At 34.7% G+C, this 20949-nt stretch carries 18 protein-coding genes; 17 read left to right on the top strand and 1 reads right to left on the bottom strand.

What is annotated here, in order from left to right; translation table 11 throughout:
- Positions 1–4: 4 nt before the first annotated feature.
- The 8 genes from GXM16_RS14250 (at position 5) to GXM16_RS14215 (ending at position 8331) form a co-directional block, all read left to right on the top strand.
- Entirely contained in the window at positions 5–3169 is a 3165-nt protein-coding gene (locus tag GXM16_RS14250) for an efflux RND transporter permease subunit (RefSeq protein ID WP_163395155.1), read from the top strand.
- A gap of 132 nt (positions 3170–3301) precedes the next feature.
- Positions 3302–4720, top strand: a complete 1419-nt coding sequence (locus tag GXM16_RS14245; protein ID WP_163395154.1) for a TolC family protein — start codon at positions 3302–3304, stop codon at positions 4718–4720.
- A 223-nt stretch (positions 4721–4943) separates the two neighbouring features.
- Entirely contained in the window at positions 4944–5546 is a 603-nt protein-coding gene (locus GXM16_RS14240; protein ID WP_163395153.1) for a Crp/Fnr family transcriptional regulator, read from the top strand.
- 67 nt (positions 5547–5613) lie between these two features.
- Positions 5614–6351, top strand: coding sequence for a GNAT family N-acetyltransferase (locus GXM16_RS14235; RefSeq protein ID WP_163395152.1), 738 nt, complete (start codon positions 5614–5616; stop codon positions 6349–6351).
- A gap of 380 nt (positions 6352–6731) precedes the next feature.
- Positions 6732–7112, top strand: a complete 381-nt coding sequence (locus GXM16_RS14230) for a DoxX family protein (protein WP_163395151.1) — start codon at positions 6732–6734, stop codon at positions 7110–7112.
- Between the two features lie 11 nt (positions 7113–7123).
- On the top strand, positions 7124–7333 hold the full coding sequence (locus GXM16_RS14225) for a hypothetical protein (RefSeq protein ID WP_163395150.1): 210 nt from the start codon (positions 7124–7126) through the stop codon (positions 7331–7333).
- A gap of 75 nt (positions 7334–7408) precedes the next feature.
- The gene (locus GXM16_RS14220; RefSeq protein ID WP_163395149.1) at positions 7409–7798 is read left to right on the top strand and encodes a VOC family protein; all 390 of its coding nucleotides are present in this window, start codon (positions 7409–7411) and stop codon (positions 7796–7798) included.
- Between the two features lie 2 nt (positions 7799–7800).
- Entirely contained in the window at positions 7801–8331 is a 531-nt protein-coding gene (locus tag GXM16_RS14215; RefSeq protein WP_229684349.1) for a DinB family protein, read from the top strand.
- Here the strand turns inward: GXM16_RS14215 and GXM16_RS14210 are convergent.
- Positions 8320–9408: a DNA topoisomerase IB gene (locus tag GXM16_RS14210; protein WP_163395148.1), complete on the bottom strand. Its 1089-nt coding sequence runs from the start codon at positions 9406–9408 to the stop codon at positions 8320–8322. The genes GXM16_RS14215 and GXM16_RS14210 overlap by 12 nt on opposite strands.
- Positions 9409–9759: 351 nt before the next feature.
- Between GXM16_RS14210 and GXM16_RS14205 the strand changes: the two genes are divergently transcribed.
- From GXM16_RS14205 to GXM16_RS14165, 9 genes are all read left to right on the top strand, one after another.
- A complete protein-coding gene (locus GXM16_RS14205; protein WP_163395147.1) occupies positions 9760–12033 on the top strand; it encodes a glycosyltransferase in 2274 nt (757 codons plus the stop codon).
- Between the two features lie 238 nt (positions 12034–12271).
- Complete coding sequence (locus GXM16_RS14200; protein WP_163395146.1) at positions 12272–13030, top strand: MlaE family ABC transporter permease; 759 nt, start codon at positions 12272–12274, stop codon at positions 13028–13030.
- 1 nt (position 13031) lies between these two features.
- Positions 13032–13811 (top strand): ABC transporter ATP-binding protein, encoded by a 780-nt coding sequence (locus GXM16_RS14195; RefSeq protein ID WP_163395145.1) that lies wholly within the window; start codon positions 13032–13034, stop codon positions 13809–13811.
- A 23-nt stretch (positions 13812–13834) separates the two neighbouring features.
- On the top strand, positions 13835–14653 hold the full coding sequence (locus tag GXM16_RS14190; RefSeq protein WP_163395144.1) for an MlaD family protein: 819 nt from the start codon (positions 13835–13837) through the stop codon (positions 14651–14653).
- Between the two features lie 53 nt (positions 14654–14706).
- Positions 14707–17511: an AsmA family protein gene (locus GXM16_RS14185; protein ID WP_163395143.1), complete on the top strand. Its 2805-nt coding sequence runs from the start codon at positions 14707–14709 to the stop codon at positions 17509–17511.
- Positions 17512–17602: 91 nt separating this feature from the next.
- Positions 17603–18802, top strand: coding sequence for an NAD(P)/FAD-dependent oxidoreductase (locus GXM16_RS14180; protein WP_163395142.1), 1200 nt, complete (start codon positions 17603–17605; stop codon positions 18800–18802).
- A gap of 197 nt (positions 18803–18999) precedes the next feature.
- Complete coding sequence (locus tag GXM16_RS14175) at positions 19000–19419, top strand: lysozyme inhibitor LprI family protein (RefSeq protein WP_163395141.1); 420 nt, start codon at positions 19000–19002, stop codon at positions 19417–19419.
- Positions 19420–19653: 234 nt separating this feature from the next.
- A complete protein-coding gene (locus tag GXM16_RS14170; RefSeq protein WP_163395140.1) occupies positions 19654–20277 on the top strand; it encodes a hypothetical protein in 624 nt (207 codons plus the stop codon).
- Between the two features lie 89 nt (positions 20278–20366).
- Positions 20367–20936 carry a hypothetical protein gene (locus GXM16_RS14165; RefSeq protein ID WP_163395139.1) on the top strand — a complete coding sequence of 190 codons (570 nt, stop codon included), beginning with the start codon at positions 20367–20369 and terminating at the stop codon, positions 20934–20936.
- Positions 20937–20949: the final 13 nt, after the last annotated feature.

Here is a 20949-nt window from a genome sequence, read left to right as displayed (position 1 = left end):
GAAAATGTTCAAAATATTTATACAAAGACCTGTACTGGCAACCGTAATCTCCATTTTGTTGGTGATTCTGGGAGTACTTGGACTTACGAAATTGCCTTTACAACAGTTTCCTGATATTGCGCCACCATCGGTTTTGGTAACGGCGGTATATCCGGGAGCGAATGCCGAAACGGTTTTACGTTCGGTAGCACCATCTCTGGAAGAATCTATAAATGGTGTTGAGAATATGACTTATATGAGCTCTACTGCCAGTAACGATGGTACTTTAGCGATTACAGTTTTCTTTAAATTAGGAACAGATGCCGATCAGGCTGCGGTAAACGTTCAGAACCGTGTGGCACAAGCGACAAGCCAGCTGCCTGCAGAGGTTGTTCAACAAGGTGTAATTACGGCAAAACAGCAAAACAGTTTTATTATGGCAATCGGTATGTATACTGATGATGAGTCAAAATACGATCAGACGTTTGTTGCCAACTATGCCCAGATTAATATTATTCCGGAACTAAAACGTATTCCGGGTGTGGGTTCTGCCAGTATTTTTGGTGGTGTAAAAGATTACTCCATGCGTGTTTGGTTAAACCCGACACAAATGGCAACACATAATGTTACGCCAAATGAAGTTATGGGCGCAATTCAGGACAAAAGTTTAGAAGCTGCTCCGGGTAAATTTGGAGAAAGAAGTAAAGAGGTTTTTGAATATGTAATTAAATACAAAGGAAAACTAACCAAACCTGAAGATTATCAAAATATTGCCATTCGTTCTAATGCTGACGGTTCTGTTCTGCGTTTAAAAGATGTTGCCAGAGTTGAATTGGGTGCGTATTCTTATAACAGTTTAACCCGTTTAAATGGTAAAAAAGGAATTGTAATCGGAGTTATTCAGTTAGCCGGATCTAACTCAAATGATATTCAGATTGCGATTAATAAAATGATGGAAAAAGCTTCTAAAGATTTCCCATCAGGCATAAAACACAATATTTTCTATAGTACAAAAGTATCCTTAGACCAATCTATCGAACAGGTTGAACATACCTTACTGGAAGCTTTCATATTAGTTTTCATTGTGGTATTTATCTTCCTGCAAGATTTCAGATCAACATTAATCCCGGCTATTGCTGTACCTGTAGCAATTTTAGGAACGTTCTTCTTCATGCAGTTATTCGGATTCTCGATAAACCTGCTTACGCTTTTCGCATTAATTCTGGCGATTGGTATTGTAGTCGATGACGCGATTGTAGTCGTCGAGGCCGTGCATGCGAAAATGGAGCACAAACATCTGTCTCCAAAAGTAGCCACACATGAAGCAATGCACGAAATAACGGGTGCTATTATCTCGATTACGCTGGTAATGGCTGCTGTATTCCTGCCGGTTGGTTTTATGGAAGGCTCAACAGGGGTTTTCTATCGTCAGTTTGCCTTTACGATGGCAATTGCAATTGTAATTTCGGCTGTTAACGCTTTGACTTTAAGTCCTGCCCTTGCCGCTTTATTCTTAAAGGATAATCACGCAGCGCATGATGGAAATACGCCATATGCGAAACAAGGCTTTAAAGAGAAATTCTTTATCGGATTCAACAATAGCTTTGAAGCATTGACCAGCCGCTATGTGGGCGGATTAAAATTCTTAATTCGTAACAAGTGGGTTAGTTTAGGCGGATTAGCGCTAATTACTTTTGCTACTGTTGTAATGGTTAAAACAACCCCTGCAGGGTTTATCCCAACAGAAGATCAGGGTTTTATCGCGATTGCAGTAAATACGCCATCAGGAACATCTCTTGACGGAACTCAAAAAGTAATGACTGAGGCTGAAAATACATTAAAAGCTTTAGATGCATCCCGATTTGTAACAGCAATTTCAGGATTCAACTTACTGACAAATTCAACAAGTCCTTCATCTGCTGTTGTTTTTGTATTGCTTAAGCCAAATGAAGAGCGTGGCGAGGTTAAAAACATCGAAGAAATCATGAATCAGGTTCGTGGGAAATTAGGTGCGATTTCAGGCGGAAGTTTCTTCGTATTCAGCTTCCCTACTGTTCCCGGATTTAGTAACGTTGAAGCTTTAGATATGGTGCTACAGGATAAAACCGGTGGTAAACTGGATAAGTTTAGTGGTATTTCACAGCAGTTCATTGGGGAATTAATGAAACGTCCTGAAATTGCGGTAGCTTTTACAAGTTTCAAAGCTGATTATCCGCAATTACAATTGGATATCAACGACGAAAAAGCAGATCAGTTAGGCGTTAGAGTCAAAGATATTCTGCAGACCATGCAGGCTTATTTTGGTAGTGCACAGGCTTCCGACTTTAACCGATTTGGTAAATATTACCGTGTAGTTGTTCAGGCTGATATTGCAGACAGAGCTGATCCGTCATCAATTGACAGGGTTTTTGTAAAAAATAAAAATGGCGAAATGGTTCCAATAAATACCCTTGTAAAATTAAGCCGTATTTATGGTTCTGAAACCGCTTCGAGATACAACTTGTTTAACTCGATTGCAATTAATGCGATTCCGAAACCAGGATTTAGTTCCGGAGATGCCATTAAAGCAATCGAAGAAGTAGCAGCGCAACAATTACCTGCAGGCTACAGTTACGAATTCTCAGGACAAACCCGTGAAGAGATTTCTTCCGGAGGGCAATCGGCAACGATATTCTTATTGTGTTTGATATTCGTCTATTTCTTACTTGCTGCACAGTACGAAAGTTATATTTTGCCTTTAGCTGTAATCTTATCCATACCTGCAGGAATTTTTGGAGTATTCGCAGCCATTGGTTTAACCGGAATTGAAAACAACATTTATGTACAGGTTGCCTTGGTAATGCTTATTGGACTGCTCGCCAAAAACGCAATTCTGATTGTAGAGTTTGCCGTCCAGAAACGAAAATCCGGACAGGCATTAGTAAAAGCTTCTCTCGATGCTGCCAAATTACGTTTACGTCCAATTATCATGACGTCGCTGGCTTTCGTAGTAGGATTAATTCCGATGATGAGTGCCAAAGGACCATCGGCTCAGGGTAACCACTCTATCAGTATTGGTGCCGCCGGAGGAATGGTTTCGGGAGTAATTCTCGGGTTGCTGATCATCCCGGTTTTATTCATCGTATTCCAGCATTTACAAGAAAAGGTTTCGGGAAAACCGATAGCCGTAATTCATAACGAAGAAAAATAAAATATGGAAAACTATATAACGACAATTCTGATGACAATCATCGGATGCCTAGCATACATCTCTTATAGAATTTCGAAAGACCTCGAAAGCAAAAAAGATAAATGTCCAGAAATTTAATTACGCCAAAGTAAAATGAAAAATTATATAACCAAAATCGTGATGGTCGCTATTTTGATCACCACACTAATATCCTGTAAAGTTTCGAAGGATATTGAAACTCCAAAAGATGCATTTCCCGAAAATTTCAGGAGTGCATCGGTTTCAGGCGATACAACTAGTATCGGAGATCTGGAGTGGAAAAACTTCTTTGCAGAGCAAGATATTATCGAACTTATCGACAGTGCGGTGGCAAGGAACAACGATTTGCAAATTGCCACTAAAAACATCGAAATTGCACAATACCGATTTACACAATCAAAGTGGGGAAATGTGCCTCAGGTGAATTTATTTGTAAACGCCAGCACCAGCAATCCTTCTGACAATAGTTTTACGGGACTGAATTTAAATCAGGCCATTGGTGCCAAACATATTGACGATTATTCTGCCGGAGCTTCACTTTCATGGGAGGCTGATATCTGGGGAAAAATCAGAAATCAGAAAAAAGGGGCTTTTGCGAATTATCTTCAATCAGAAGAAGTAAAAAAAGCATTGCAGACTACTATTGTGGCCAATGTTTCTAAAGGATATTACAATCTTCTGATGCTGGATGCACAACTTGAAATTGCGAAGAAAAATGTGCAGTTGAATGACAGTACAACCAATATCATCAAATTAAAATATGATGCAGGACAGGTAACTTCATTGGCTGTTCAACAATCTGAAGCACAAAAATTAACGGCTTCACAATTGATTCCGTTATTGGAGCAGAATATTGCCATTCAGGAAAATGCGCTAAGCGTATTGACAGGTTCTTTTCCGGGTGCAAAAGAAAGAAACACACTTTTGACAGGTATTACGATTAAAAACAATACAGCAATCGGAATTCCGTCTTCATTAGTAAGCAGAAGACCGGATGTAAAAAGTGCCGAATTAGCCTTAAAAGCTGCTAACGCAAATGTCGGTATTACTAAAGCAGATTTATATCCTTCTTTAAAAATTACAGCTCAGGGCGGTTTAAACTCTTTCGAAACGAGCAATTGGTTTAATATTCCAGCTTCCTTATTCGGAACTGTTGCGGGAGGTTTAACACAGCCTTTATTAAACAATAAAAGAGTGAGAACTCAATATAATATTGCAGTTGCCGAAAGAGAAAAAGCAGTTTTAAGCTTCAGACAACAGGTTTTGGTTGCTGTAAGCGAAGTGGCTGATGCTATTGTTAAAGTAGAAAAATTACAACAACAGGAAACCCTTTTGCAGGAACGTGTTAAGACATTGCAGACTGCTATCAAAAATGCCAATTTATTATTTAAAAATGGTATGGCTGAATATCTCGAAGTAATTACAGCTCAGTCTAATTTATTACAAAGTGAACTGGAACTTGCCGACATAAAAAGACAGCAGTTATCTGCCAATACCGATTTGTATCGTGCATTGGGGGGAGGCTGGAAATAATACCCGTTTTTAATTATTTATTTCTGAAAGCGCTGTGAGACTTAGGTTTTGCAGCGTTTTTTGTTAGGCTGTTTCCTGCTATACTTTATAATATTTTGTGTCGAACCCCGGCATAAAATGATTTTCACTGTTATGAGGGTATGACATCTGTTTTTATAAGAAGTTTGTTGACTTTATAATGTATATATTTACTCGCTGATAAATCTGTAATTTATATAATAAGATGAATCTCAATCAAGAATTTCTCCAAACCTTAAAATCAAAATTCGAAAGCTACGCTCCTGTTTCAGAAACTTCATGGAAAATAATTGAGAATATCATTGAATTTCAATCCATAAAAAAAGGAGAATTACTTTTAAGAAACGGTGAAGTTGCTAAGGAGATTTATTTTATCTGCAAAGGGGCTGTAAGAGCTTTTATAATTGATGTAGCCGGAAATACCTATAACAAAAATATTTTTCTGGAAGGTGATTTTGCAGGCTCAACAGCTTCATCAATACAACAAATACCATCCGAATTTTCGATTGAAGCCTTAGAAAATTCGATTCTGATTAGTATCAATTATCAAAAATACAGAGAACTGATTTTCCAAAATGAAGATTTAAAAAACTTCTACATTGCTTATCTGGAAAAACATTGGGTGATTGAAAAAGAACAAAGGGAAATTTCGATCGTAATGGAAAATGCAACCCAAAGATACCTTCAGTTATTATCCGAACATCCGGATATTTCAGACAGAATCGCACTGCATCATATCGCATCACATTTAGGAATCACTCCCACACAATTGAGCCGCATCAGAAAAAGTCTGGAAAAAGATTTGTAAATCAACATATGTAAAGGCTTTCCGGAAAAGCTAATTTTATCTTTGCTGTCTCTCTAAATTCATAATCATGGAAAAAGTAAAACTTATCAAAGATAATATCGATAATCTAACAGGCTTCTGGAAAACTGCAGGCATTCCTTTCCTCTCCTATCATAAAAAAGATGCTTTCGAATATTGCAAAATCAATCATTCGGGCTGGCCTAATAAATTATGGTTTAGAGAAGATTTCACAGCAGAAACCCTTGTTGAAATTATTGAAACTGTACAAAGCAACTCAGATTTAGTAATTCCGTATTGGAACATTTTCGAAAGTAATTCTAATGAATTTCTGGAACAAAACGGATTTGAAATCAAATCCGAACAAGTGGGAATGTTTTTAAAACTCGATCAAAAATTTGAGCTTCAAAACAAGCTGACTTACAAAAAAGTTTCAAACGAAGAAGAGGCTAAAATATGGTCAGAATTATATCCGAAAGCTTTTGGTTACGTGATCAGTAAAGAAATACTGGTTCAGGATTATGAAAACGCTTCTTTTTATTTAGTTTCTTTCCAACAAGAACCAATTGGAACATTCATGTTATATCAAACCGGAAATACGATCGGAATTCATGGAGTTGGTGTGATTCCTGAAATGCGAAGAAAAGGCTTTGCCGAAGAAATCATGAAATTTGCAATTAACTTGGCAATAGACTCTAATCTTGAATATGCACAGCTGCAGGCATCCGTAATGGGAAAAGACATTTATACCCGATTGGGTTTTGAGGATTTGTTTGTCATTAGAAATTATGTTTTAAAAAACGAGTAATTGTACACGGATAATACGGATTCGCTAAGCGAAACGCGAATAAAACGGGATTTTTTTACATTTCGATCAAAGGAGAAATCACCGAGGGAGAGCGCACTGCTGTCGAGTTACTAGTGTGATTTCTCCCAAAAGGTCGAAATGACAAGATTGCGATTTCTTTGTCAAAAATTCCGATAGATTATTCAGTTTTAAACAGATCTCTATTCTCTTTACTCTATTCTCTATCATCTTCCATCTTTCATCTTCCAATCTAAAAAAATCAAAAACCACAATATGTCTTAAATGCCCCTAAAATAGTCAGAAATAACTATTTCATTAAAAAATAGTAATAGTTAGATTTGTATAGCATAATTAACTAATAACTATTTTAAAACAAACCAATGAAAAAAGCAAAAATTATCTTCTGGACTACAACCATTCTTATTTTTTTATTTGAAGGCGTTATGCCAGCCCTGACTTCGCAGACTGAACTGGCAAAAGAAGGAATCAGGCATTTAGGGTATCCGGAATATTTTGGGAATGCTTTAGTCGTTTTCAAAATTCTGGGCGTATTCGCTTTAGTTATTCCACAAGTACCCAATCGTATTAAAGAATGGGCGTATGCGGGTTTTGCTTTCGACTTCATATTTGCATCGATAAGTCATTTTGCAGTTGACGGAGTTGATTTTCAGGGATTCTTTCCTTTAATCATTCTGGCAATTTTAATAACTTCTTATATCTATCACCATAAAATAGAACGTTCTAAAAACAGTTCGATATAAATCAAATTGCGATGATAGAAGTTTTTAAAACAAATGTTCAGGAAGCAGCGCAATCAGAAATGATTGTCGGGAGGCTTCTTGAGCATTTTCCGGACAGCGTCATCAATTTTGATTTGGAAGACTGCGATAAAATTCTACGAATTCATTCCACTGAAATTTCGAATCACAAAATAATCGAACTTCTAAACTCGCATGGTTTTCATTGTGAAGTGCTTTTATAAAATAGCAATTTACTGATTAGCAAAACAATAAAATAAAAATCGTAATTTTAAGATACAACTTTTAAAACAGAACAAATGAATATACCGGCAGCACATCAGACTATAATGCCTTATTTGATTTTGCAGGGCGCCTCAAAATTTATCGATTTTACAAAAAATGTTTTTGGCGCTGCTGAAACTACGACAAAATCCCTTCGTGAAGACGGAACTGTCATGCATGCTGAAATTACCCTAAATGGCAGTACGATAATGGTAACGGATGAAACTCCTGACTGGGTAAAACAAACAGCAAACTTATTTGTATATGTTCATAATGCAGATGAAACCTATCAAAAAGCAATACAAAATGGAGCAGTTTCCTTAATGGAATTAAGCAATCAGGATTATGGAAGAACCTGCGGTGTAACCGATCCTTTTGGAAATGTCTGGTGGATCACCTCTGTAAATAATCCACACTTAAATTAGAAATGATGAAAGCAGAACTTCAGGCCAATATTATCGAAACATTCAAAAATTTAAATGAAATTCTTTATAAGTTTTCTGAAACAGAGTTTAATACTACACCTTCTCAAGGCGGCTGGACAGCCGGACAAACTGTTCAGCATATTATTCTTGCCTGTTCCGGTTATCCGAAATTATTTAAGGGGAGAACCGAAAAGACTACCAGAAAACCAGATAAAAATATTAATGAATTGGAATCAATTTTTCTGGATTTTAATACCAAAATGGATTCTCCTGAATTTCTAAAACCTGAAATTACAAATTACAGTAAAAATTCTTTAACACTGACTCTTCTGAATATTGAATCTGATTTATTACTAGCTGCCGAAAGTCATGATGTAACCCTCACCTGCTTTGATTTTGAACTTCCGGGTTTTGAAAAATTTACGATTTTAGAATGGATAAATTTTGCACTCATTCACACACAACGACATACATATCAATTAAAAAACATCTATACTTCATTAAAAAATAATCCGCAAGCTTTAAACAGATAACGGCTGATAATGCTGTATCATTTCTAAGAAAACTGTTTCTGTACGCGAGAAATATTGTCTGTTACTGCGGCTTTTTTTTAACTTCTCAAAATATTCCTGGATAGATCCGTCTTCATATGTTGAAATCAATAAAGGATGCACATAATAATTTTTACAAACGTTTCGGGTATTTCCTAAAGCTTCTGCAGTAACATCAAAAGCAGTCAAAATATTTTTCTTGATTTCCTTTTCATTTTCTGCAATCCCTAATTCCATTAATGTTTCAAAGAAAATAACAGAGGCTGACCATGTCCGGAAATCTTTGGCACTAAAATATTCACCTGAGATTTCATGCAGATATACATTGACCATGTGGCTGTCAAGAATTCTTTTTTCACCATTTTCATCGTAGTATTTAAAAACCTCCCAGCCCGGTATTTCTTCGCATTTGCTGACTAATTTAATCAGCTTTTTATTTCGGATTGTAATCGTGTGCTGCTTTCCTTTTTTTCCGATGAATTCAAATTTTATAGCATCTTTATTAATATTGATGTGTCTTTTTCGCAAAGTAGAAAGCCCGTATGATTTATTGTCTTTGGCATATTTTTCATTGCCTATCCGGATATGGGTTTCTTCCATTAAACGTATTACAAGTGCTACCACCTTATTTTTTGACCATTCTTTCTCCTCTAAATCAGCATCGACCTGTTTTCTTATCAAAGGGAGCATTCTTCCAAAATCGACTATTTTATAAAATTTAGTCTGATTTCGGATTAAATTCCATTTTGGATGGTATCTATATTGTTTTCTGTTTTTCTGATCTAATCCCACTGCCTGAAGATGACCATTAGATAAATCCGAAATTCTTACATTCTCCCATGCCGGAGGGAGTACCAGACTGTAAATGCGTTTTAATTCACTCTTTTGTTTAATATATCTTCCATTTTTTTTATAGACAAAAGTATCTCCTTCTTTACATCTTTCTATTGGCATTGATTTATCACTTACGTACACCAGATCTAATTTTTCTATAGCCTTTTCGGGTTTTGTGATTAAAAGGGTCATTAATTTATCGTTGGACTTTGTAGTTGCATTCATATTTGTGTAATAATTAGGGCTTATTTTTTAGTTATATCCAAAAACCAAACAACTGATTTGCAGTTTTTTAAACTAAATATAAATATCCTATAATAAAAAATATAGTATTAATCCTATTGATTTTTTTTTTAACTTTAAAACACTTTCTCAAAGTTCTCTGGTTTTACATAATTCCCATCTAAAACCTTTTGAGTTAATTTTTTAGCTGATTGGATTAAATATAGGCTTGCTTCTAAAATAATTTTATATCAAAATAAATTAAGTAAAGAAATTGGTTACAAAAACTATTAAAAATCCTTTGCTTTCTGATATAAACCGAATGATTTATTAAACGAAATAAAAATGATCCCAATGAAAACGCTACAAACTATTAAATCGAAAATTATTTTCATGTCTACTTATCCGCCAACTCAATGTGGTATTGCCACTTATACTCAGGACACCATCAAAGGGATTATGGACGTATATGGAAATTCAATCAGCTGTGAAATTTGTGAACTGGTAAAATCTCCCAAAGAAAATCCAACACAGGCTTTTACACTAAATACGAATGACAAGGAAGATTATATAAGAGTTGCCGAAGAAATCAATAACGATGATTTGGTAAAACTGGTACACATTCAGCATGAATTTGGTTTATTTGCCGGTAATTATGGAGATTATTTATTAGAGTTTTTAAATGCCATAAAAAAACCTGTAACTTTTACTTTTCATAGTGTAATTCAAAATCCAAATAAGGAATTAAAAACTTTTGTCAAACTACTTTTAAGTTACAGTAACTCTGTTTTTGTAATGACTAATCAATCACAGGAAATCCTGATGAGAGATTATGACATTCACCAAGAGATTATTACCTGCGTACCACACGGTACCCATGTTGTGGTTTATGAAACCCCTGAACAGGCAAAACAAAAATTTAATATGGAAGGTAAAAAAGTACTTTCTACTTTCGGACTTCTGGGTGAAGGAAAAAATATTGAAACAGGGTTACAGGCTTTGTCTAAAATTGTAGAAAAAGAGCCAAATGTTCTTTATCTGATTATTGGAAGAACACACCCTAATTTGATTTTGGATGGTGTTGATGTTTACCGTGATAAATTAGAAGCGCTTGTTGACGAATTAAATTTACATAACAACGTTTGTTTCATCAATCAATATTTAGATACTAATGAACTTTTGGATTACCTGAAAGCAACTGACATCTATTTGTTTACTTCAAAAGATCCAAATCAGGCTGTGAGCGGTACCTTTGCATATGCAATGAGTTGTGCGTGCCCTCTTGTGGCGTCTAAAATTCCTCATACTTTAGAGGTTCTAAGTTCAGATTGCGGCGTTTTAGTCGATATAGGAAACGTTGATCAGTTCGCTGAGGCTACCCTAAAATTGCTTTCTGATGATAATTTAAGAGAAGAAATGGGTAAAAATGCTTTCCGTAAAATGAGAGCATCTTCCTGGGAAAACGTGGCCATCATTCACATGAACAGATACACGGATCTAATTGAAAATGACACAATAATTGATTTTGATTATCCTGAAATTCAATTGACACATGTCAAAAAACTGACAACAGAATTAGGCATGATTCAATTCAGTAACATTTCTATTCCGGATTTATCGTCGGGTTATACTTTAGACGATAACGCCAGAGCCCTGGTAGCTGTTGGAATGCATTACAAATTAACAGGAGACAAAAATGATTTGCCTTATATGCTGATTTATCTTGATTTTATTCATCGTTGCCAAAAACCAGACGGAAGCTTCATTAATTATGTAGATGAACACAACAGGGAACATATAGAACAAAATGCAGAGGTAAATCTGGAAGATTCAAATGCAAGAGGAATCTGGGCTTTAGGAAGCGTGATTGCTATGAAAGATATTCTGCCTGAAAATATTGTACATACAGCTTCAGAATGTTTTCTGAAAAGCCTGCCATGGGCCGAAACGATTCAATCACCTCGTTCAATAGGCTTTGCTACAAAAGGGCTTTATCTGTATAACTCGGTAATACCAAACTTATATGTTTCGGCAATTATCAACAAGCTGAACGCTAAACTGGTATCAAATTATGAAATTCATGCTACGAAAGACTGGAAATGGTTTGAAAATTATCTGACTTACGGAAATGGTATTCTTCCGGAATCTATGCTTTATGCTTATCTGGTAACCAACAAACCTATTTACAAAAAAATAGCATTAGAATCCCTTGATTTCCTTCTCTCAAAGATGTTCACGAAAAATGGCTTTAGGGTAATTTCAAATAACGGGTGGTATCATAAAGGTGCAGAACCTAAAGAATATGGAGAACAGCCAATTGATGTTTCATACATTATTCAGACTTTGAACGGTTTTTACAATGAATTCAAAAACCCTTTATACAAAGAGTACATGAAAACCGCTTTTAACTGGTTCTTAGGTAAAAACCATTTAAATCAGATCATGTACAATCCGGTTAGTGGAGGCGGATATGACGGCCTTGAAAAAGACAACATAAACCTCAATCAGGGTGCAGAATCAACGGTTTGTTATCTGACAGCCAGATTAATTATGGAAAACTTTAAAGAAGCTGAGTGCAAGGTAATCGACCTCATCAAAACAAAAGCAGATTTAATTATTAATTCTTAAGTGCTTACATATTTTAAAATCCAAATCCCTTTCTAACGAAAGGGATTTTTTTATTTGGAGTTCTAATAACGTCATTTTTTCACAATTAGTATAACAGAATGAAAATTATATAAGGTTGCAAAAAAGTTGTGTAAAGAATTTTAACAAGTATAGAGGTAACTTTCATCTATAATTAAAAAGCAGCCTAAAACTGTTAAAAAACTGATTTTCAAAACACATAACTCTAAAACTAAACATTTTGATTCTCACCTTAAAAAATACGTTCGAAGATGTAGGAAATGCAACAGTGTTTGCAATCCGGTTTTTTAAAGAGCTGTTTGTTCCGCCTTATGAAACCAGACAATTCCTGAAACAATGTTATGTCATCGGTTATAAATCTTTGCCATTGGTAGCGATAACAGGTTTTATTATGGGCCTGGTACTTACTTTGCAATCAAGGCCTACTTTAGTAAAATTTGGAGCCGAATCCTGGTTACCGGGCATGGTCGCTCTCTCTTTAATTCGTGAAATTGCTCCGGTGATTACCGCTTTAATTTGTGCCGGAAAAGTATCTTCCGGAATTGGGGCTGAATTAGGTTCAATGAAAGTAACCGAACAAATTGATGCTATGGAGGTTTCGGCTATTAATCCTTATAACTATTTAGTTGTTACCCGAATTCTTGCCACCACTTTAATGGTTCCAATACTAGTGTTTTTTGCTGATGCAATTGGAATTTTCGGCGGATATGTGGGAATTAATATTCACGGCGACGTGAGTTTTTACCGATATATAACCAAAATTTTTCAGTCCCTGGAATTTCTGGATTTAATTCCGGCTACTATAAAGACTTTTTTCTTTGGATTTTTTATTGGAATGATTGGATGTTACAAAGGATTTAATGCTTCCAATGGAACCGAAAGTGTCGGAAAGGCCGCGAATTCTGCTGTTGTAACAGCGTCTCTTTCGATTTTCATTATTGATATGCTCGCCGTTCAGATAACCGATTTATTTTTTTAAGATGATTAAGGAAAAAGAAAATACAGAAACTACAGCAAATGCGGGTACAAAGGCTCCGATAATTGAAATCAAAAATCTACATAAAACTTTTGGTAAGAATAATCAGGTTTTAAAAGGTGTGAATTTTACCGTAAATAAAGGCGAAGATTTAGTGATTTTAGGGCGCTCAGGTTCCGGAAAATCGGTAACCATAAAATGCATTGTGGGACTTATAACACCTGATAAAGGCGAAATAAAGGTTTTTGATGAAAATGTACTGGAACTTACAAAAAAGGAACTTAATGAAATAAGAGTCCGAATTGGGTTTCTTTTCCAAAGCGGTGCACTATATGACTCAATGTCAGTAAGAGAAAACCTCGCTTTTACCCTCAGAAAACACAAACGGGATTTAAGCGCGGATGAAATTGAGAATGAAGTTATGGAAGCTCTGGACAATGTAGGGCTGACAGAAGCAGTTGATAAAATGCCATCTGAATTATCAGGAGGAATGCGCAAGAGAATTGGTCTGGCACGTACTTTAATTTTAAAACCTGAAATTATTTTATACGATGAGCCGACCACAGGATTAGATACAATAACTTCTAGAGAAATCAGCGAATTGATATTGGATATCAAGCAAAAACAAAAAACCACTGCAATCATTATTACACATGATATGGCTTGTGCAAAATTAACCGCTGACCGCATTATCGTATTAAAAGAAGGAACGATACAGGCCGAAGGAACCTACGAAGAATTAGAAAAAAGTGAAGACGAATGGGTACGCTCATTCTTTGAATAAAAAATAAATCAAAAACAAAGATCATGAAGAAGCAATCTGGATATACCTGGAAATTAGGAATGTTTGTAACAATTGGTTTACTGCTTTTTATACTGGCGGTTTACTTTATCGGGAAACAAAAAAACCTTTTTGGATCCACGTTCAGAATTACATCTAGTTTTAAAACTGTCAGCGGCTTAGAAATTGGCAATAATGTACGGTTTTCCGGAATCAACATTGGTACTATTGATGAAATTCAGCTCGTTAATGATTCTACTGTGGTGGTAGGAATGGTGATTAAAGATGATGTCCGCGAATTTATTAAAACGGATGCAAGGGCAAGTATTGGATCAGACGGTTTGATGGGAGACAAAGTACTTACCATAACCCCTGGCGTAAAGTCGCAGACAATAATTGAAAATAATGGACAGATTGCCTCAATTAGCGGTATTGAAATGAGTGACATCATGAAAACAGTCAAAAAAAGCATGGATAATGTAAGTGTCATTTCAGAAGAGCTTGCCATTTTCAGCCATAGTATGAATAATGGTAACGGAGCCCTGGCAAAACTAATGCGTGATCCGGGCATGGCAAACGCTATGGATAAAACACTAAGCAATCTTGAAAAAGGAACAAAAGGCTTTAGTGAAAATATGGAAGCCGCCAAAAGTAATTTTCTCCTAAGAGGTTATTTCAAGAAAAAAGAAAAAGAAAAAGAAGAAAAATTAGAAGAAGCCAAAGAAAAAAAGGAAGAACAGCGGGAAAAAGCTGAAAAAGAAAAAGAGCAAAAATTAAAAGAGGAAAAGAAAAAAGCGGAAGAGGAAGCTAAAAAAGCAGAAGAGGCTAAAAAAGATAAAAAATAATATTTCTGATTCCGTTATACAAATCATTTAAGAGGGAAATTAAAATATTCTATATGCATAGTAAATTCAAACATATAAGCCTTAAAATTGCTAAAATTTCAGGAATAGTCATAGTATCTGTTTTGCTTTTACTTTTTTTAATTCCGCTGCTTTTTCCGGGAACTGTTGCTGCTGAAGTCAAAAAAATTGCCAATAAAAGATTAGACAGTAAAATGGAATTTTCGAAATCCAGCTTTTCGTTCTTTACACATTTTCCTTCACTGACGGTTTCTTTAGATAATTTATCTCTGACAGGTTCTGCGCCATTCAAAAACGATACGTTGTTAAAAGCAGAACAGGTTGCCTTTGGTATAAATATTAAAAGATTATTATTTGACAACGAAGTAAAAATTAATGAATTATATGTTTCAAAAGCAGATATAAACGTAATGGTTAACCAAAAAGGAGAAGCTAATTATAATATTTATATAGCCCCGAAAGATGTAAAAAAAGACAAGAATGCCCCTGAAGAAGGAACCGCAATCCGTCTGGAGCGCATTGATTTTGAAGACTGCCACATCAAATATAACGATCGGTCAGCTAAAATTCTCGTTGATGCAAAAGGTTTTAATTATGTTGGAAAAGGAAATTTAAGTGACGATATCTTCGACCTGAATACCGACGCCAAAATTGATAATGTCGATTTTTATTATGACCGGACAGCTTACCTGAGAAAAAAAGAACTGCGTGCCGATTTAATCACAAGAATTAATACAAATGCACTTTCATTCATACTTCAGAAAAATGAATTAAAAATTAATAAACTGCCTTTAAAATTTACCGGTTTGTTTACCATTCTAAGAGACGGATACAAAATCAATATTAAGGCAGCATCAGAAAACACGACTGTAAAAGATTTATTGTCTGTAATGCCTCCGGAATATTTAACATGGCTTGAAGAAACCGAAATTTCAGGTAAAAGTGATTTGCTTTTTACGTTTAAAGGTAATTACAATGTTTCCAAAAAACAAAAACCTGACCTGGCTTTCAACTTAAAAGTTAATGAAGGCGCTATTGATTATCAGAATGCTCCTGCCCCATTAACCGATTTTCAAATGAATGTAAACGCTATTATGCCTTCTCTTGATATGGAGAAACTTTTAATCAATTTAAAAACTTTCAAATTTAAGGTGGGCGAAAAAGACTATTTCAACGCTTATTTACGAAGCAAAGGTTTTACCGAAATGGATGTGGATGCAAGCGTAAAAGGAGCACTGGATTTAGCTACGCTTGATGCCGCTATAGGATTGTACAGCCTTGATTTAAAAGGAACCCTAAGAACTGATATCCAGGCAAAAGGGATTTTTAGTACTTCTAAAAAATTGTTCCCAAAAACCAGAGGCGGAATTGCATTACGCAATGGCTGGCTAAAAACCGATTCTTATCCCAACCCAATTACTAATATAACTTTTATAGCCAATGTACTTAACAAAGCCGGTACTTATAAGGATTTAATCATTGGTGTCGCTCCCGCTTCTTTTGTATTTGAAGGAAATCCGGTGTATGTAAATGCAGCACTTTCAGATTTTAGTGATCTGGCTTACAACGCAAAAGTAAAAGGAGAACTGAATGTTGGAAATATTTACAAAGTATTCTCAAAAAAAGGAATGGATGTTTCAGGTTATGCCAAAGCAAATCTCTTTCTTCAGGGAAAACAAAGCTATGCCACCACCGGACAATATGATAAACTGAATAATAAAGGGACTATCATATTAAAAAATATCAAAACGACATCAGAACTTTTTCCAAAAGCCTTTTTTATAAAGCAGGGGAACTTCAGGTTTCAAAATGAAAAAATGTGGTTCGAGAAATTTTATGCTTCTTATGGAAAATCTGATTTTGATATTAACGGATATCTGCTAAATACAATCAATTATTTCCTTGAATCACGCGGAACCTTAAGCGGTAATTTCAATTTAAAATCCAAACTGATCAATGTGGATGAATTTATGGCTTTGGAAAAAGGCGAAAATACAGACCGTAAATTAGAAGTGGAATACGCCAAAGAAGATAATCCTAAAATGACCGGAGTTGTTATTATCCCTAAAAACCTGGATGTAAGCCTTACTGCAAATGCAGATAAAGTAGAATATAACGGTCTTATTTTTAATGAGCTTAAAGGTAAAACGGGTATTTCTAAAGGTAATTTTTATTTGCAAAATGCCGTGTTCAATATTATCGATTGTGCGTTGGTTATAGATGCATCGTACACAGATGAATCTCCTACTTCGGCTCGTTTTGATGCGCACTTTCGTGCAAAAGATTTCAGTGTACAAAGAGCCTATAAAGAAATCCCGATGTTTCATGACATGGTAACTGCCGCTGAAAAGGCACATGGAATTATCTCTGTAGATTACAAAATAAAAGGCGATCTGGATGGCAATATGAGTCCGATTTACGAATCGTTTGAAGGTGGCGGTACCCTCAATCTGCGTGATGTAAAAATTAAAGGTCTTAAATTATTTGACGGAATAAGCTCCAAAACAGGTCAGGATGGTCTAAACAATCCTGATATGGAAGGTATCGAAATCAAATCTGAAATTGACAATAACCTGATTCGTATTAAGCCATTTACCTTCAGTGTCGCCACATTTAAACCGACTGTAAAAGGAACTACCAGTTTTGACGGATTACTGGATTTAAGAATGCGGTTAGGACTTCCTCCGTTTGGAATTGTTGGTTTTCCAATTACTATTACAGGCACACATGAAGATCCGAAAATAAAAATATTCAGTAAAACAGGAAAAGAAATACTGGATGCTGTTTATAACGAAAAAAACAATAAGGTAGTCAGGAAAGAAAAAGTTAAAACAAAATAATTCAATAAATACTTGCTAAGAGCATATTTATTGTCAAATGAGTTATCATATAGAACAAAAATATAAAAATTGTAGCCAAACCACTAAAAAAATGAAATTACGCTCAACAGAAAGTTTCTGGCCCCTAAAACATGCGATGGACACTAGTTACCCATCAATAAATTCTGATATTGATACCGAAATTTTAATCATTGGAGGCGGAATTACAGGTGCTCTTATAGCCTATCAGCTTATTAATGAAGGGAAAAAAGTCGTATTGACTGACCGGCGTGATATTGGTAACGGAAGTACAGCTGCGAGTACTGCCCTGCTGCAATACGAAATTGATGTTTCTTTACACGAGTTAATAAAGTTAAGAGGTCCGGAATGTGCTGTTAACAGTTATAGAAATGGAAAAAAAGCCATTTTTGATTTGCGAAAAATTGTTGACGATATAAAAAGCGACTGCGGGTTTGAATTCAAAAAAAGTATTTACTTCTGCTCATTAAAGAAGGATATTACCTTCTTAAAAAATGAATATCATGCACGAAAAGTCAATGGTTTTGATGTAAACTGGCTGGAAAGATGGGATCTGGAAAAATTTGGATTAAACGCCATTGCGGCTATAGAGTCCAAAACAGCTGCTGTGGTGGACCCTTACAGGCTTGCACATGATTTGTACGTTCATTGTGAAAAAAAAGGAATGCAGATTTTTGACCGTACCAATATTATTTCGACAGAAAATCAAAAAGGAAAAATGATTGCCTGTACAGAAAACAAATTCAAAATTACTGCAGATCATATTATACATTGCAGTGGGTATGAAAGTACCGAAACACTGAAGGAAAAAGTGGTGAATCTTAAAAGTACCTACGTTATTGCGTCAGAAAGCATTCCTAATTTACCAGAGGCTTTTAAAAAAGTTATTTTGTGGGATACTTCTAAACCCTATCTATATTTTAGAACAACACCAGACAACCGAATTATTATGGGCGGTGGTGATGAAGATTTTAAAGACCCGGTAAAACGGGATAAAATGCTGCCCAGAAAAGAGCAGTCACTTCTGCATAAATTTGGGAAAAAGTTTCCGAAACTCGATTTCAAAATAGATTATTCCTGGGCAGGTACTTTTGGTGAAACCAAAGATGGCCTTCCTTACTTTGGAAAACCAAATCCTGACATTAATGAACATTATATTTTAGGTTTTGGCGGTAACGGAATTACTTTCAGTGTTATGGCAATGAATTCGATTATGGATTCTATTAATGACAAAGAAAATCCTGATTTAGATTATTACCGGTTTGGAAGGTAAATTTTCTATTCGTTTAAAACTTAATTCTTTCATATTGGACAATCCAAATAGCGTTTGATTGTTTGTAAGAAAAAATAAATATCTTTGAGGAACTCATATTTAGTATGGAGCAGCTCCAATTTACCTGAATTTGGTATATTGGAGCTATTTTATCTTACAATATGAATGAGTTAAATACAGGTTTTAAGTACAAATCAATGAAAAAATCACTTCTTTCTATTATAATTCTTTGTTCTTTAATTGGTTTTTCGCAAACAAAAAAGGAAATCGAAAATCCAATAGATATTTTAGAATCTAAATGTCTTGATAAGGATGACATTTCAAACGCTGAAATGTGTAACTGTACAATAACAGCAAGAGAATCCTGGGATAAGGAATTAAATAAATATTATAGTCTTTTAAAAGTTAAAATTCCGAAAGAAGCATTTGAAATTCTGAAAGAATCACAAAAGCAATGGATCAGTTACCGTGATAAAGAATACGCTTTTATCTCAAAGTTTTATTATGAAATTAAAGAAGGTACAATGTGGTATGCAGTTGCTGAGGATAAGAAAAAAGAAATTGTAAAAGCAAGAGCAGTTGAATTGGAAGAATATTATGAAATGCTTGACTATTAAATCTGCATTTAACAACTACTTACAACAGATTAGGGCAATGAAAATTACTTTTTTTGATATGGTTTCTCAACTCGAAAATAAATACTAATTTAAACCAAACCGCCTGCAACAAAGCAACCATATCTATAATAATACAAACTGCAGATCTTATGAAAAAACTTCTTACATTATTATCGCTTTTTAATCTATTGTCTTTCATTTGGGCAACAAAAATTCTCATATCCAAAAATCAAAATGGAAGGACAGTCTATATCTGATTTTATTCCAATTGACTGGAAACTGTTAGCTTCCGCTAAAGGTGATTTGAATAATGATAAAAATGATGATATAGCCTTTATCATTCAATATAAAGATAGTGTATCAATAGAAAAAATAGAATTTGACGAAAAAGAAACAGTTGTAACCCAACCAAGAATTTTAATTTTAGCTTTTTTTAATCCTATTCAAAAAAAGTATGAAGTAATAGAACAGAGCAACTCTTTTATACTTAATCATGATGATCCAAATATGAGTGAACCATTTCAAAATATTGAGATAAAAAAAGGAATTTTAAGAATCGACTTTCAAATATTTATGAATGCAGGAAGTTGGAGTATGTCCAATAATTCATATGTTTTTAGATATCAGCAAAATGAATTTAAACTTATCGGAGCAGATTACAATTATCTCCATAGAGGTTCTGGTGAAACTGAGAATCGTAGTTATAATTTTTCAACAAAAAAAGTAAAAATCTCAACTGATGACAATTCAGGCAGTAAAGAGAAAACACTATTAAGACCATTCAAATATGATAAGCTGAAAACATTTAAAACTTTTATACCTTTTACCTGGGAAATAGAAAAAGATTTTTATTTATAAATTTAAGGCTATACCCCTGCTCCTGCACGATCCTTTGGTGTAGCTTTTTGAAACCAGAAACCCCTAACAACTAAATATAAATACACATCATGGGCTTAGACATTTCGATAAATTTTGATAATCAGGAAAATCTTTACTTGCTTGATGAGTTTGAAAAAATTCAGGAAGAAGTAAATTTAAGCAGGACATTTTGCAATTTCATGTGCAGAAGAGAAGTAGTTGAAGATTGTAGACCTGAACTTGACCAGATTGGTGAATTAACCGGAGCTGACATCACTTTTCTTTATAATATGCAAGAATATACAGAGGAATGGGAAATTGACGAAATGCTTGAATTTGAAGATGACGAAGATGAGAAAAAACGTCTAAAACAATCAATGCTGAAAAAAAATACAGAAGTTGAAAATAATATTGAAGAGGTAAAACTTAAACTATCATTGTTAATCGAAAAACTTGGACAGATTGAAAATTTAGAACAAAAGCTGGACAAAACAAATTATGATACTTTAGGAATTAAAAAATATTTTTCAAATTTTAATAATAATCCTGGTGATGGATATATTGACAACAATTTAGGTCAGGACCTTAGGAACCTTTATAGTCTTCTTAATTTTGGATTGAAAAATGGTTCGAAAACTATTTTTTTCAATTATGGTTAAATACCACTACTGA

The organism is Flavobacterium limi, assembly GCF_010645075.1.
GTDB lineage: Bacteria > Bacteroidota > Bacteroidia > Flavobacteriales > Flavobacteriaceae > Flavobacterium > Flavobacterium limi.
Note: the sequence above shows the minus strand (reverse complement) of the source record. Positions and strands in the feature narration are given on the sequence as shown.

What these genes read in the sequence shown, in the direction of transcription:
- GXM16_RS14250 (WP_163395155.1), top strand. Translation starts at nt 5, where the DNA reads ATGTTCAAAATATTTATACAAAGACCTGTACTGGCAACCGTAATCTCC.
- GXM16_RS14245 (WP_163395154.1), top strand. Translation starts at nt 3,302, where the DNA reads ATGAAAAATTATATAACCAAAATCGTGATGGTCGCTATTTTGATCACC.
- GXM16_RS14240 (WP_163395153.1), top strand. Translation starts at nt 4,944, where the DNA reads ATGAATCTCAATCAAGAATTTCTCCAAACCTTAAAATCAAAATTCGAA.
- GXM16_RS14235 (WP_163395152.1), top strand. Translation starts at nt 5,614, where the DNA reads ATGGAAAAAGTAAAACTTATCAAAGATAATATCGATAATCTAACAGGC.
- GXM16_RS14230 (WP_163395151.1), top strand. Translation starts at nt 6,732, where the DNA reads ATGAAAAAAGCAAAAATTATCTTCTGGACTACAACCATTCTTATTTTT.
- GXM16_RS14225 (WP_163395150.1), top strand. Translation starts at nt 7,124, where the DNA reads ATGATAGAAGTTTTTAAAACAAATGTTCAGGAAGCAGCGCAATCAGAA.
- GXM16_RS14220 (WP_163395149.1), top strand. Translation starts at nt 7,409, where the DNA reads ATGAATATACCGGCAGCACATCAGACTATAATGCCTTATTTGATTTTG.
- GXM16_RS14215 (WP_229684349.1), top strand. Translation starts at nt 7,801, where the DNA reads ATGATGAAAGCAGAACTTCAGGCCAATATTATCGAAACATTCAAAAAT.
- GXM16_RS14210 (WP_163395148.1), bottom strand. Translation starts at nt 9,408, where the DNA reads ATGAATGCAACTACAAAGTCCAACGATAAATTAATGACCCTTTTAATC.
- GXM16_RS14205 (WP_163395147.1), top strand. Translation starts at nt 9,760, where the DNA reads ATGAAAACGCTACAAACTATTAAATCGAAAATTATTTTCATGTCTACT.
- GXM16_RS14195 (WP_163395145.1), top strand. Translation starts at nt 13,032, where the DNA reads ATGATTAAGGAAAAAGAAAATACAGAAACTACAGCAAATGCGGGTACA.
- GXM16_RS14190 (WP_163395144.1), top strand. Translation starts at nt 13,835, where the DNA reads ATGAAGAAGCAATCTGGATATACCTGGAAATTAGGAATGTTTGTAACA.
- GXM16_RS14185 (WP_163395143.1), top strand. Translation starts at nt 14,707, where the DNA reads ATGCATAGTAAATTCAAACATATAAGCCTTAAAATTGCTAAAATTTCA.
- GXM16_RS14180 (WP_163395142.1), top strand. Translation starts at nt 17,603, where the DNA reads ATGAAATTACGCTCAACAGAAAGTTTCTGGCCCCTAAAACATGCGATG.
- GXM16_RS14175 (WP_163395141.1), top strand. Translation starts at nt 19,000, where the DNA reads ATGAAAAAATCACTTCTTTCTATTATAATTCTTTGTTCTTTAATTGGT.
- GXM16_RS14170 (WP_163395140.1), top strand. Translation starts at nt 19,654, where the DNA reads ATGGAAGGACAGTCTATATCTGATTTTATTCCAATTGACTGGAAACTG.
- GXM16_RS14165 (WP_163395139.1), top strand. Translation starts at nt 20,367, where the DNA reads ATGGGCTTAGACATTTCGATAAATTTTGATAATCAGGAAAATCTTTAC.